We start from the raw sequence: 13949 nt of genomic DNA, 5'->3' as shown, positions 1-13949 counted from the left end.
ATACACTATCCACTGTTTTGGTTTTGAGCCAATACAGAATCAGCAGTTTTTCGTGGCGCACAGCATCTTTCTCTCGATCCAGCAAAGTTTTCAGTTCTGCAGCGGTTTCTCGAATTACAATCTTGGCCACTCCTGACATTATTTTGACCTCTATTTGGCTAATAAATTGCAAAATGCACTTTTACTAACTGTAGCAGTATTTTATGAAATTGGTATAAGTTGGGGAGAAATAACCAGTCAATTAGCTTACAAATGCCGTTGGTATGGGAGAACCTATATTGAGATAGATAGATGGTTTCCTAGTTCTAAGCGGTGCAGTAATTGTGGGCATATTGCCCTTGAATTGCCGTTAAGTATTCGAGAATGGGAATGTCCAGACTGCGGAACTCACCATGACCGTGACATTAACGCAAGTAAAAACATTTTGGCCGCAGGGCTTGCGGTATCAGTCTGTGGAGCGAGTGTAAGACCTCAACAGAGTAAATCTGTGAAGGCGACTGCTAAGAAACAGAAACCTAAATGGTGAGGTTTAGGAATCCCCGTCGTTCACGACCGGGAGGATGCCAAAACGTGACGAGTCATCCCAACGCACAGCCGAGTAGGGCTATACTGTGGGGATTCCCGTCTGTCTAGCTAATGTATAGAGTTAGTTTTATAGAGAAGTTAGCCTTATGTACACCCAAAACCCGATGCAGTGGGTCAGCGCTTTATCAACCCGTCCGTCTTTGGAATCAGCGCTCAAAGAAGTTGTAGAACAAGCCGATCGCGACCTAGAAGGCCGGGCCGATTTAGCGCTGATATTTATCTCGTCTGCCTTTGCCAGCGAGTATTCTCGGCTGATGCCTTTACTCCGAGAACTGATGCCAGTGCCCGCGATCCTGGGCTGTGGCGGGGGAGGAGTCATCGGTACGAACCGGGGCGGCCTCACCGAAGAAGTCGAGGGAGCTCCGGCAGTCAGCCTGAGTCTGGCGCGGTTGCCGGGAGTGAATGTCAGAACTTTTCACGTCGGTGCAGAAGAACTGCCGGACTTAGATAGTCCCCCGGATACTTGGGTGGATCTCTTGGGCGTGCCGGCCCTGGAAGAACCGCAGTTCATCATCTTGGCCGACCCCTTTTCCGCAAAAATTAACGATTTGCTGCAAGGGCTCGATTATGCCTATCCGGGTGCGGCGAAGGTAGGGGGACTCGCCGGCGGGGACGGTGCGGGCAGGGGCGCGGCGCTGTTTTGCGACTATCAGCTTTACCGAGAAGGGACGGTTGGGGTAGCTTTGAGCGGCAATATAGTTTTGGAAACGATCGTCGCTCAAGGCTGCAGGCCGATCGGGCATCCTTATCGGGTGACGGAAGGAGAGCGGAATATTTTGCTGAAGCTCGAAGAACAAACCGACGATAGCGGCAGCGGGGGCATCGAGCGATCGCCCTTAGAGGCCCTGCGAGAGTTAGTTCAAACTTTGAGCGAAGAAGACCGAGAATTAGCCCAACACTCGTTATTTGTAGGCTTAGTCAGCGATGAATTCAAGCTGAAATTAGAGCCGGGAGATTTTTTAATCCGCAATTTGTTGGGAGTAGATCCGAAAGTGGGGGCGATTGCGATCGGCGATCGAGTCCGTCCCGGACAGCGCATCCAATTTCACCTGCGGGACGCGCGCACCTCCGCAGAAGACCTAGAAATGCTGCTCGATCGCTATCAGCGGGCTGCCGAGTACAGCGGTACATCTAGCGCCGGCGCCTTAATGTTCTCTTGTCTGGGGCGCGGGGAAGGGCTTTACGGCCAGTCGAACTTTGACTCCCGACTGTTTGGCCGATACCTCAAAAACATCCCCCTGAGCGGCTTTTTCTGCAACGGCGAAATCGGCCCGGTCGGCGGCAGCACATTTCTGCACGGCTACACCTCCGTATTCGGGATTTGCCGCCAAAATTCATAATTTGTGAACTGTTGACTGTGGACTGTTGACTGTTGACTGATGACTGTTGACTGTTAACTGTTGGCTGATGACTGTTAACTGTTGGCTGATGACTGATGACTGTTAACTGTTGACTGATGACTGTTGACTGTTGACTAATGACTAATGACTAATGACTGTTAACTGTTGACAATCTCAAATCTCAAATCTCAAATCTCAAATCTCAAATCTCAAATCTCAAATCTCAAATCTCAAATCGATCGATGGCTCGCCAATAGCTAAAAGCGGCAGTCGCCTGCCGCTTTTACTTGTGAGGAGATATTGGGGAACCTTAGAAACTAAAGGTTGTACGCAGGAGTCCGACCCAGATATCGTCGTTTCTGTTGTTGTGTTCGGGATTCAGAATCACGTAAACGCCGGGTGTCACCGAGATAAAGTCATTGACTTGGAAGCGATAGAAACCCTCTAAGTGATAAGAGGTGTTGCGGTTTCTGGCGACATCACTCTCAGTAACTTTTGGCGGTACACCGAAGACGAAGCCGAGGAGGTTGCCTTGCCGACCAAAATCTGCCAGGGCCAAAGTGATAGCACCATTCTGGATGGTAGCGTCATTGTTGCCGCCCCGCAGTTGTTCAGCCTTCGTATAACCGTACCAACCACCAATCTGAAAGCGACTGCTGGGTTTGAAGTTAACTTGCACGCCATAGTTATCTGCTTCAGTGGGTGCTTGACCGAAGGGCCGGTTAGCCAAAGAACTGCCGGTGCCACCCATGATGCCAACATCGCCTGCACGATTGTATTTGCGGGTGTAAGTGAAGGCTAAATCAAACGGTTTGCTAAAAAAGCCTATCTGGCCCAAAGCGCTGAAAGAACCATCGAAAACGCCCCTACCGTTTGCGGGGTTGGGAGCATCGCTGTCGCCGGCGAGATAGCCCGCGGTAGCTCGGAGGCTGCCCAAGTTGAAAGTTATACTTGCCCCAGCTCCCTGCGCCCCGCGGAATACGGCCGGATTACGAACTCCAAATCTGGAAAGCGCACCAGTACCCGTAGAGTTAAAAGGTGTTACCGTGTCTGCAATTTCATCCAGGTCAAGTCCTTTAGGACCGACAAAGACTGTAGCGCTACCGATCGGGAAACGATAGTACAGCTCGTCTAGTGTGAAATTGCTGTTATCGTTCCCGTCAAACGCTAAGCGAGCCATGTTAGTACCAGTGGCAGTGGCTGCACCGTAGTTGGCGACGTTGAGGGCTTGCAAGCGGGTTCTGAGCATATCTCGACCGGTGAAGCTGGTGTTGAAGTTCAAGCGCACCCGGTAGCCGAGGTTGGTAGACGTTTTGTCATCGTGAAGGCCGACACCATCTCCGAAGGTGTCGCTGACGGCAAAAATGGCTTCTCCAGCCAATTTGGTTGTGGTGGAGAACTGGTTGGCTTCGAGTTCTGTGGTGCGAGCTTCTAGGCCGTCTACCCGTCCGCGCAGGGTAGCGAGTTCGGCTGCAAATTCTTCTTGCAGGCGTTGCAGGATGGCTAAGTCGTCTCTGGTGACCAAGTTACCTGTTGACCCAATTAGCTCGGTGATTTTGTCTAAGCAAGCGTTGACGCCGGCTGCAAATTCGTAGCGAGTCAGGGCGCGGTTGCCGCGGTAGGTGCCGTCGGGATAACCTACGATACAACCGTAGCGTTCGACTAGGGATTGCAGGGCTTGGAATGCCCAATCTGTCGGGCGCACGTCGGAGAGTTGAGAGACCGATGTCACCTGGGACATGGTTCCGGACTGTTGGGCCGGCAGCACTTGGGGAGCGACAGGGACGATCGGGCCGCCCATTCCAGCAGGGGAAGTCTGAGCAATTTCTACCTTAGTAGCTGGGGTGCTGGCGACTGCTGGCACTTCAATTTTCCCAGCAACTTCTGTCTGGCTGCTTTGCACTGCCTTGTCTGATGCTTGGGGCTCCGGTTCGGCTGTGCCTGCTGCTGCCAGGGCTTCAGTAGCTGCTGCTGTGCTGGCGGGAGCGCTTGGGGCTGCTGACTCGATGTCGCTCCCTGTTGTTTGCAGTGCTGCTGCGCTGTTTTCTGGTTCAATTTTTGCCAGTTTTTCAGCGTCTGCGGAGTTGGCGACCGGGGTTTGAGCTGACGGGGCGCTGTTGTTTAAAGCCAGCTTTTCTTGGGTCGCAGGGGCTGCTGCAACTGGTTCTGCAACTGGTTCTGCAACTATTTCTGCAATTTTTGACTCAGATGACTGAGCTGTAGCTAGCTGGTTGGCTTCAGCGGTTGCTGGAGCTTCTGCGGCGATCGCACCGGCACTGACGACTGATGATATACCCAGAATTGCCGGGCATACTAGCAGTAAATTCCAAAAAGTTCTGTTCATTTTCCTCACACCTTCACACTCTATTCAACTCGACGAGCAGCAATTACCCACTGCTAATTTTTGTGGTTGCTTGCCTGTTGACAATAACTGCCAAAAAAATAGAACCTATCCATAACTGTTGATTCACAGTTGATTCACAGTAGGCGTGTCTACTTCTGCTTGAACTCCGGGGGCCGAGCCCTTGTACCGCCCAGGCATCAATTCAGGTCAAGCCCACATTAGTTTACGGTTGATTATACCATCACCTGCTAATTTCATCTCTCGATCGCCAGATTTGCTTGAGTTGCTCGGAGGGCGATCGACAACTGCTTGTACGGACTCGACCACAATCTGCCTCAAACTGACAACTGCCCAGAGTCCTCGGTTACGCCAGGCTTAACAGACAGTTATAGGTAGAATTGTGGCTGCTTGTCGCATCCCTTATACAGCTTTCACTCGTCTTATGTCAAGCTTTTTAACCTAACTTTAAACCTCGCGGCCGGTTCGGGGCTATTTCCCCCCAGGATTGGGGAATTGACGGATCGAGGCTGGTAAATTTACCTTAGAGCAGCATTCATCTCACACCATAATATTTGATTTGGTGTGAGATGAATGCGAGGCAAGTTGAGGAGGATTCCGTGACCAATGCTGAAAGCGAGGGAAGGGAATCACGACGAAACAAACAAATCTCTCACGTAACTTAACAGTAACTTTATACACACTCTGGAAAGTGTGTTACCATGAATGTATAAACACGGTAGAGGTCGTAACCAGTGTCTCACGCAGTCAAAGTCAGAATCTATCCTAGTCCAGAGCAAGAACAATATTTAGCTCAAACGTTCGGTAATTGTCGTTGGTTATACAACTTCATGCTGAATAAAACCACGACTACCTACAAAGAAACTGGAAAAGGTTTTTCTAAAGCTGCAATGGATCGATTGCTTCCTGATGTGAAACGTGAATTTGAATGGTTGGCAATTGCCTATTCTCAATGTTTTCAACGTGTTACGTTCAATCTTTCGACTGCTTTCCAAAACTTTTTTGAAGGTCAGGCAAAATACCCAAGTTTCAAGAATAAGTTCGGTAAGCAGTCGGTAGGATATCCTCAAAACGTCACGCTACTAACTGAGGAAAAAGCAATCAAATTCCCCGGCACATAGGGAACTGTTAAAACCGTATTTCATCGTGTTATTCCCACGGGTAAGCAAGGTTGTGTCACTGTCTCTAAAACCACTGATGGTAAGTATTTTGCATCGATTCTGTTCGCATTTGAACCAGAAAAAATAGTTGCGAAAAACCCTGCTATCGGTGTGGATTTAGGGCTGAAAGACTTCGCAATTACCAGTGAAGCCGAGAAACACAACCAAACCAAACCTGTACAACGCAAGCTGAAAAAGCTTGAACGAAACAAAAAACGCAAGCAAGGTAAACTTGCACGTAAAAAAGGTACGAGCAATCGCAAAAAAGCGAAAAACATCGTTGCGAAAGTGTGCAAAAGTCGCGAAATCCGCGAATATTTCCTACAGGAGCTATCCCGCAAAATAGCCTACGAAAACCAAGTAATTGTGGTGGAAGATCTGGCCGTCAAGAACATGGTCAAAAATCCAAACCTAGCCAGAGGAATTTCGGATCTAGGTTGGGGAATGTTTTTGACGATGCTCAAATACAAAGCAGAAAGATACGGTCATGATTATGTCGAAATTAACCGTTTCTTTCCTTCGTCTCAGCTTTGTGCTGAAACCTTGCTACCCATTCCAGAGCTTCAGAAAGGTTTTGATAGCTTGAAGGTTCGGTTTGTAGACTGTCCAAATTGCGGAAAAAAACACGATCGCGATATTAATGCAGCGATCGACATCAAAAATGAAGGTTTGCGGATGTTGGCGTTAGGAACTAGCGCTACTGCCATCGGAGGGGATGTAAGACCAAAACGCTCTGGACGTAAAAAATCCACGGTTGTTGAGGCAATCTCCCGTGAGGATGGAAGCCTACACCATACCCTAAGCGGGTTGGTGTAGGTAGTTCACCTCGTAACAGGCCAATTTTAGACTTCACCTATTTTGGTTTTCTGATGCCCCCAGCAGTCGGGAGTTGCCAGGGCGATCGCCATTTTTGATACCGCCCGCCGGCGGGTTTAATTTGCCGCTACTTTTTTAACACAATTTTTTGTGCTCTGGCAGCGGCAGCCGACTGAATATTTGTTAGCTGAAATTCGAGTTTTGCCGCCTCGCTGTCTGGCGTTTCACTACCAGTTTTTTTTTGCACAGCCTCAGCATCTCAAAGCACCTTTCCTCTGCGATTTATGCCGCTGCCAAAGTATCCATTGATTCTCCTGGGGTCCTGGAGGCATCAACCGGGTTTGACCAACGCACATACTTGCTTTTAGGCGATCGCTCGAAGTTAAAAAACTCGGTTGATGAAAGTAAGGAGTGCATCCAGGACGGTTCTAATTTGCTAACAGCACAAGTAAATGCCACAAGTTATGGGAGGGCGAGCGAACAACCTGTAGATTGGGCCATACACTCGACCTTTATCTGGTATGTTACATTGAGGCTTACTATCTATATTTTTTGACACCATGTATGACGGTAATGAAAAGTAAACTGCGAGTTTTAATAGTTGTATTATTGCTATTAGGTGTTTTTTTTCGCTTCTTCAACATCGACAAAAAATATTATTGGTACGATGAAGCATTTACTTCCCTGCGTATTTCTGGCTACACGCAAACAGAAGTGTTTCATGAAATAAGCAGCGGTCAGTTAGTAGCGCCAAAAGATTTGATGAAATATCAGGGACTCAATGCGACAAAAAATTTTGGCGATACTGTTAAAAGTTTGGCAATAGAAGAACCTCAACTGCCTCCACTGTATTTTCTGGGAGTCAAGTGTTGGGCAAAACTATTCGGTGATTCTCCCGCAGCGACGAGAAGTTTTTCAGTTTGGATGAGTTTGTTAGCGTTTCCTGGGCTGTACTGGCTGTGCCGAGAATTGTTGGCACCGCCGTCCGTGGCGTGGATAGCCGTGGGATTGCTAGCAGTTTCGCCCTTACACGTGCTTTACGCGCAAGAAGCACGTCCCTACAGTTTGTGGTCGGCGCTGATTTTGCTTTCTTGTGCGTCTCTGCTACGAGCAATGCGGCTGCAAACTAAGCTGAGTTGGAGCATTTACGCAGTAACAAATATTCTGGGAAATTATACTCATTTATTTAGCCTGTTAGTTGCGCTCGGACACGGAATTTATATAGTAGGGACTCAAGGTTTTACGTTGAATAAAAAGGTAGTTAGTTATTTGATAGCAAGTGCCGTATCGTTGCTAGCAATTATGCCTTGGTTGGCACTTTTACTGGTGAATAAAATGGCAGCAGGCGGTGCGACAGGTTGGGCGGATTTAGAAAGCAACAGGCTATCTTTAGTTAAGAATTGGCTCGGAAATATCGGTCGCGTTTTTTTTGATCTTGGGCTAACTTCTAATGCTAAATCGATATATCTTATTGCTTTAGTGGCAGCTACTTTAATTTTAGTGACAATCGTAGGGTATGCAGTTTATTTTCTGTGTTCTGAGACGAGCAAACAGGTTTGGCTGTTTCTGCTGACGGTGATGGCGGTGACAGCACTGGCAGTGGTGCTGCCGGATGTTATATTGGGAGGAATCCGATCGACTAAAGCTCGCTACCTGTTTCCGAGTTATTTGGGGATGCAAATCGCTGTTGCTTACTTGTTAGCGAGTAAAATTAGCGCGCGGGGCGTGCCAAGCTGGAAACGGCAAGTGTGGAAAGTTCTGACACTTGTACTGTTAACGGGCGGGGTGCTGTCGAATGCCCTTAGTTCTCAAGCCGAGACTTGGTGGACTAAGGAATGGGGTGGGGAAAATCCTGCAATTGCTCGCAGGATCGACCGGGCCCCACAGCCCCTGGTTGTGAGTGATATCTCGGAAGTCACTCTAGGAAATATACTGTCAATGAGTCATTTGTTAGAACCGAAAGTGCGGCTGCAATTGGTGTTCCTTGACCCGGAAGCGCGCAGTCAGGCTCAGTTGTTTGACAGACCAACTCTACCCAAAATTCCTAGCGGTTTTAGCGATGTTTTTGTCTACGGGCGATCGCAGGGATTTAGTGCTAAGCTGGCGAAAATGCACAACTCGAAAATAGAGCTGCTGTCAGAACAAGAAACCGCAAAGCTCTGGGTGGGCAAGTTAGTAAAAGAGTGAGGGTTTATGGAAGATTTTGGTATTATTATTGCCTGCTGCGACCAAGATTATCTGTTTGCTAAGGGTTGCTGTGCTAGCATCCGCTATTTCCTGGGAGATGTGCCGATTTGTCTGTTGATTGACGGTACGTTTTCTGTGAGTGCTTTGGAAAAGTCCTACGGGGTGCGAGTGATCGATCGCACAACCGTTTCTGAAAAGGTTCTCAGGAAAAGAAGTTTTGGTTGGGGAAAAACTAAAATGATTGCTTTCTGGGAAAGTCCTTGGTCAAATTTTATGGTTTTGGATGCGGATACGATCGTCTGGGGCGATGTTCTCAAATTGGCGAATTTTCAAGAATTTGATTTTATTGTAGACCAACCTTGTCAGGAAAATTCCGATGCAGATATTTCAAAATTTTTCTTTGACATTCCGGGCGTTGAAAAGCATTTCCCCAGTTTTAGCTGGTCGAAATATCGGGCAAATTATTTCTGCACAGGTACTTTTTTTGCAAAGCGCGGCGTTTTTAGCTTGGAAGAATACGTAGAAATTTTAGATTTTACGGTGGCAAATCCGGGGATATTTAAGTACGGAGAAATGGGGTTTTTGAACTTTATGATTTTCCGGGCGGCGCAAGAAAATCGGCTGCGGGTGCAGAGCGTGGATATGCAGTTGTTGGTGCCGGATTTTGACCAGGATTTGGTGAAGAAGCAGTTTCCGATGGAGTCAAGCGGACCTGCGGGCGATCGCACTCAGGCGACTGTGATTCACTGGTGCGGGCCGAAGCCAACTTTATCTAGTGGGAAAGTTTACTCGGAACCGATGAATTTTTGCCGCCGCAAGTGTCAGGAGGATGTTTGGAACCGCACGGGTTTGGCGGCCCAGATGTCGCTGCAAGTTGAGGATTTACAGCGATCGATCTACGTGTATAAGAATAAGTTTAAGAAGAAGTTTCGCCAGTTGGTGGGGAACTAAGTAGGATTTTTTAACCGCAGATGTGAGCGGATGAACCCGGATGCACGCGGATTTCGGCTTACCCTTCCAGGGGCAAACTTGGCCCGGCTGGGGGTAAAACTTGGCGGTGAACAGTTATTTTGTGGCTTTCCCGCTGAGTTTGCATTTCTACGGCGATGGCCTCAAATTCGACTTCCATGCAGCCGTAGGGAATCTCTAACTCGACACTTGCTCGCACGCTTCCCAACCCGTTAGGTTTAAATTCGGTAATCCAGCGCGGCCCGTCGAGAATTAGGTAGGTTTGCCGATCGTACACCCAAACTTTCACATAAATCCGGGGCATTAATTCCGGCAGTTGCACTTGCACTTTTACGGACCCGCCGGCGATGATTTCGGCGCGCGGCAATTCCAAAACCGGCATCGGTACTAACTCGTCTTCTGGCAAAACGTAGGGTGTTGGGGGAGTTACTTCTGCTGCGACTGTTGCGGTTTTTTGAGCAACTTGTTGCGGCTGCGGGGGATCGTCAAAAACCACAAATTCTCTGGCTTCGGGGCTAGTAGATTTGGGCTCGGAAATTGTTTCGCTGGTTTCGGGTTGCTGCTGGGTTGGGCTGCTTTCTTCCACCACGGCAATTTCGTCGCTGCTATTAGCGACGGCTTTTGAAGTTGGCGATAGGGTGGTTTCTTTGAGCCATTCGGGGGATTCGCCGTTGCTGGCTAGGGAACTCAGTCGCGACCAAAATCTATTTTGGACGTTTAAGGTTTGAAATGCCTGTTTTGTGGGTGCTGGCGGAGTTTCTGGGACTGTTGTTGCTAATTCGGGGCTGTTTTTGGGTTTTTGGTCGATCGCTCCGAGGGACGCTGTTTGAGGGGCATTTGGGAGGTCTAAAGGTTTGGTTTGTGGGTCGATCGACTCTGCTGCTGTTCGAGGCGAATTGGAGATTTCCGCAAGCAATTGCGATCGGCTGCTGTCGGGCAGTTTGTTACCAAATGCTGGTAATTCTAGGCCGCCTGCACTTGGAGTCTGACGGGAATGCAGTTGAGGGGGTAAGGGCTCGTTTGTTGGAGATTCGTTCGGGGATGGAGGGTCTAAGGATTTTTCTACTAGCTTGAGGAATGATAGACTTTTGGCGCTGCCAGGCTGTTTTGAGGCTGTTGGGGAGAGTTCGGCTTGATGCTTTTCTTCGATGAAATTGTCTTTAATTGCCTCTAGAAGGTGCTCTAAACGGGCTGTAATTGTGAATAGTTTGGTGGCTAGGGTGACGCTGCCGCTGCTGAGAATTGCTTCTCCTAATATCAAGCGGCTTTTGCACTCGGTTGGGATGTAGGTGACGCAGGCAAAAATGCAGGGAGGAACTTGTTCTGGCATCGGCTGCTGGATTTCTGCGAGAATTTTTGAGGTTTGGGGGTCGCGCAGGTAAATTTGCAGTTGTGCTGAACCGATGAGTTGTTTGAGTTCTAGCGCTTCGGATTCGGGGATGAGAGTTGCTGTTTTTCGGTTTTTTTGGGCGGGCTCGGGAATGTCGATTTTGCCGGAAATGATTAAGGGGCGACCGAGTTGGGTGACGAAGGTTTCTCGATCGAGGGCGAGTTCGAGTTTGACGCCCGGTTTGGGTTGGGGGGTTGGGGGAGTGGGAAATTTATAGATTTTGGTCTGCTGCGGTGCTGACTCGGCTGCTGGGAGTTGGGTTGGTGCGCGCCGATCTACCGATGCTGCGATTTGTGGGGCTGGGCGATCGATCGGTGCTGCCTTGGATGAGTGTGAGGGGGAGGTTGCCGGTTCGGTTTGGTCGATCGGCGGTAGGGGTGCGGAGGTTTCGGATTCTGCAGGCAATACTTCCAACTGAACGCCGTACTGCCAAGCTTTTGCTGGTGTTGATTTGGGATCTGGCAAGCAGGAGAGTTCCCACAGTCCGGGTTTGAGCCTGGTGTAGGGAATGATCACAACTAATCCTTCGGGGTTGGTGCGGGCCGATCGGCTTTGGACTTTCCGCTGTGCCGGTTCGTCGAAGGAAGTATGGGTAACGCGAATTTCAATGTCGGTGTTGGGATGCTGAATGCGAGCAACGACGCGGTATTTGCCTTCTAGAATTTCCACGTCGGGGGTTTCTAGGGGCAACCAGGCGCGATCGCCCTCTTTCTGTAGCAAAAATTCTAATTTTTTCATCTTTCTTTTCTCTAGAAGACCCCCGCTATGTTGCTGGAAGGTTTGCGGTAGGTGGTTTTTTTGCAGCTACAGGCATTGAATTACTATATGTTGTACAGTTTATCACCTCGATCGGTCAAGAAAAAGCGCGCAGCATTACAGAACCAGAATTTTAGTTTCTTCTGTGCCATCGGTAGATCCCCGCGCCGGACTTAGGCAATGCCGTTTCCCTACGGAGCTCGCGCACAATTCTCGTTGTGGAACAGGCTAGGGAAGCCTGTTTCTTTCGGGCACTTACCAAGGACTGCCGATAATACTAAAAGCTGCCCAATAATACGGATGGGATAAATCTTTGCTGTCGAGTTTGGGAATGGACGGGGGCAAGGGAGTTTCGCCTCGGGAACTTCGCAGTTGACCGCCTTCGATCGTCACTTTGCCTTCGATCGCAGCAATTTGTGCTTGCCTGAGAGCTTCAGCTTTAATAATGGGAGGGTCCTTTGGCCTGCTGATTTTTAACTGCTGGTAAAACTCGGTCATTAGGGCGAGAGTCCCCGCATCGCTGACGTACCACAGGCTGGCGAGGGCTGATTTTGCTCCTGATTGCAGCGCTAAGCCTGCAAATCCGAGTTCTGCTTCTTTGTCTCCCAAGGCGGTTCTACAGGCGCTTAATACTAACAGTTCAACAGGCGGATTGTTCCATTTTAAATCTCTCATTCGATCGAGACCCAGTTGCGTGTCCCAAAATTGAATGTAGGAGTTATTTGGGGTTCCGGGTCGGAATTCGGCGTGGGTGGCGAGGTGGATGATTCCGTATTTTTTTTGCAGCCGCTGGGATTGCAAGTTTACTATGGTGAAATCTTGGTTGAGAAAAGATTGACCTGGCCACTCTCGGGCGATCGCGCCGAGTTCTAACGGGACTGCTGGCAGCGGTTCTTTGTTCGCCGTTTCTGGGAAATCTGATGCTCCCATTGCTAGGACTTGCGCGTTTCTGAGGTCGGTGTAATTGCTGTCTGTGAGTTTGAAGGCGGGGATGCGGGCGAGGCTGTATTTTTGGATCAGAAATTGCTGTCCGTCGTGCATTGCTGCTAGGGGTACGGTTCGCAAACCTTCCCCGACGCAGAACAGCAAGGTTTCAATTTTTGCTGCTTGCAAATCTGTTTCTAGGGGTGCAACTATCCATTTGTAGAGTTGTTGGGCTGGTTTTAGATAGCTGGTGGTGTTGATGTTTACGGGGTTGGTGATTTCACTGTTGAATTCTTTGACTGCTGAGAGCAGTTTCTCTTGTTTTGCTGAGGGGACGCTGCGGAAAATGGGCGGGCGATCGGGTAATATTAAAATTAATTCTAGTTGGTCGGTGCGCGGGATGGCGTAAATTACAGCAGGTTTTTTCTTTGTTTGAACTGCTAGGCGGGAGAGAGTTTTTGATATTGCTTCGGCGGTTTTCGCACTGGCCGCAAAATCTTGTTCAAAGTAATTTTGATACTCTTCTTCCCAGTTTTGTTCGATTCTGGTTACGGCTTCGGTGAGGTTTCCCCGATCGAGCAAATTTCTCATTTCTTGCCCGTTAAGTCCGCCCTGGTCCGTATTTTGGGCAATTGCAGCGAGGTTCGCGGTAATCGGACAGAAAAATATTGCTGTCAAACAGTAAAAAATAGCTGTTTTAATTTTTTTCTGAGTCTTGTGTTTTTGAGGGTGCTGCTGAGATTTGTATTGCATAATTTTGGAGCGGTTAATAGCGCAGTTGGCGGCAGCAGTTGGCAAAAGTTTGGATGTGGGGGGGAATATTTGACACGGAAACGGCGATCGCCACACGATTATAGCATTCAAGACAAACCGCAAATATCTGCTGTAGGGTGCGCACACCAGCACCAACAGAGTCCCCGCCCCAAGAAATTCGCGATTTATGTAAACTTTTCTAAATTCTGGAGAAGCTGTGCATAAAAATCGCAGATTCCGGCAGAGAAAGAAATAGAGGACTATAGCAATCCTCGCATCAGTTTCAATAACTGGTTAACTTCCAGGAAGAGCCTCTTAACCGATGTAAGCGAGGAAGAGTCTCGGCCCAGACTATGGAGGCTCTTCCTCCAGATATGCGTTAAGTTGTTCTGCATTTAAATTGCATATTTCGAGCCCATATCAAAACTCGTCAAATCCTCGGACCCTCTCGGACTCTCCCCGAATCCCCCTCTAATACCATAAACAATCTAGGTGCATAACAGCTTACCAGGCTCTTCCTGGTAACGAGTATAATCATTTAGGATTGCTATATAGCAGAAACAGGTACTTGTAAACAACAAAAAAAAGCCGTCAATCGATTTTAGATTTTAGATTTTAGATTTTAGATTTACCCCACGGATAAATGCTCTTTCTTGAGGATTTTCGATTTTCGAAAAGGGATTGATTCCACGGATAAATCACGTGGC

The 13949-nt window shown here is 48.6% G+C and carries 10 protein-coding genes and 1 pseudogene; 7 read left to right on the top strand and 4 right to left on the bottom strand.

Features of this window, described 5'->3' with window-relative positions; translation table 11 throughout:
• Positions 1–217: 217 nt before the first annotated feature.
• Positions 218–526, top strand: a pseudogene (locus QUB56_RS34890) (RNA-guided endonuclease InsQ/TnpB family protein); the annotation flags it as partial.
• A gap of 145 nt (positions 527–671) precedes the next feature.
• Positions 672–1925: an FIST N-terminal domain-containing protein gene (locus QUB56_RS34885; RefSeq protein WP_332960938.1), complete on the top strand. Its 1254-nt coding sequence runs from the start codon at positions 672–674 to the stop codon at positions 1923–1925.
• Between the two features lie 310 nt (positions 1926–2235).
• On the opposite strand, the gene QUB56_RS34880 is transcribed toward QUB56_RS34885, so the two are convergent.
• Positions 2236–4269 (bottom strand): iron uptake porin, encoded by a 2034-nt coding sequence (locus tag QUB56_RS34880; RefSeq protein WP_332960937.1) that lies wholly within the window; start codon positions 4267–4269, stop codon positions 2236–2238.
• A 207-nt stretch (positions 4270–4476) separates the two neighbouring features.
• Positions 4477–4608, bottom strand: coding sequence for a hypothetical protein (locus QUB56_RS34875; protein ID WP_332960936.1), 132 nt, complete (start codon positions 4606–4608; stop codon positions 4477–4479).
• 413 nt (positions 4609–5021) lie between these two features.
• On the opposite strand from QUB56_RS34875, the gene QUB56_RS34870 reads away from it, so the two are divergent.
• The 5 genes from QUB56_RS34870 to QUB56_RS34850 all read left to right on the top strand — a co-directional run bounded on the left by QUB56_RS34870 (position 5022) and on the right by QUB56_RS34850 (position 9401).
• Positions 5022–5408, top strand: a complete 387-nt coding sequence (locus QUB56_RS34870; RefSeq protein ID WP_332960935.1) for a transposase — start codon at positions 5022–5024, stop codon at positions 5406–5408.
• Positions 5409–5438: 30 nt separating this feature from the next.
• Positions 5439–6263 carry a transposase gene (locus tag QUB56_RS34865; RefSeq protein ID WP_332960939.1) on the top strand — a complete coding sequence of 275 codons (825 nt, stop codon included), beginning with the start codon at positions 5439–5441 and terminating at the stop codon, positions 6261–6263.
• A gap of 241 nt (positions 6264–6504) precedes the next feature.
• The gene (locus tag QUB56_RS34860) at positions 6505–6819 is read left to right on the top strand and encodes a hypothetical protein (RefSeq protein ID WP_332960934.1); all 315 of its coding nucleotides are present in this window, start codon (positions 6505–6507) and stop codon (positions 6817–6819) included.
• 17 nt (positions 6820–6836) lie between these two features.
• The gene (locus QUB56_RS34855) at positions 6837–8450 is read left to right on the top strand and encodes a glycosyltransferase family 39 protein (protein WP_332960933.1); all 1614 of its coding nucleotides are present in this window, start codon (positions 6837–6839) and stop codon (positions 8448–8450) included.
• A gap of 6 nt (positions 8451–8456) precedes the next feature.
• Entirely contained in the window at positions 8457–9401 is a 945-nt protein-coding gene (locus QUB56_RS34850; protein ID WP_332960932.1) for a hypothetical protein, read from the top strand.
• Between the two features lie 58 nt (positions 9402–9459).
• Here the strand turns inward: QUB56_RS34850 and QUB56_RS34845 are convergent, their stop codons facing one another.
• Both QUB56_RS34845 and QUB56_RS34840 read right to left on the bottom strand, forming a co-directional pair.
• On the bottom strand, positions 9460–11547 hold the full coding sequence (locus QUB56_RS34845) for a hypothetical protein (protein WP_332960931.1): 2088 nt from the start codon (positions 11545–11547) through the stop codon (positions 9460–9462).
• 273 nt (positions 11548–11820) lie between these two features.
• Positions 11821–13395: a CHAT domain-containing protein gene (locus QUB56_RS34840; RefSeq protein ID WP_445243440.1), complete on the bottom strand. Its 1575-nt coding sequence runs from the start codon at positions 13393–13395 to the stop codon at positions 11821–11823.
• Positions 13396–13949: the final 554 nt, after the last annotated feature.

The organism is Microcoleus sp. AR_TQ3_B6, assembly GCF_036702785.1.
Classification (GTDB): domain Bacteria; phylum Cyanobacteriota; class Cyanobacteriia; order Cyanobacteriales; family Microcoleaceae; genus Microcoleus.
The sequence above is the reverse complement of the archived record's forward strand: the minus strand, read 5'-3'. Positions and strand labels throughout refer to the sequence as shown.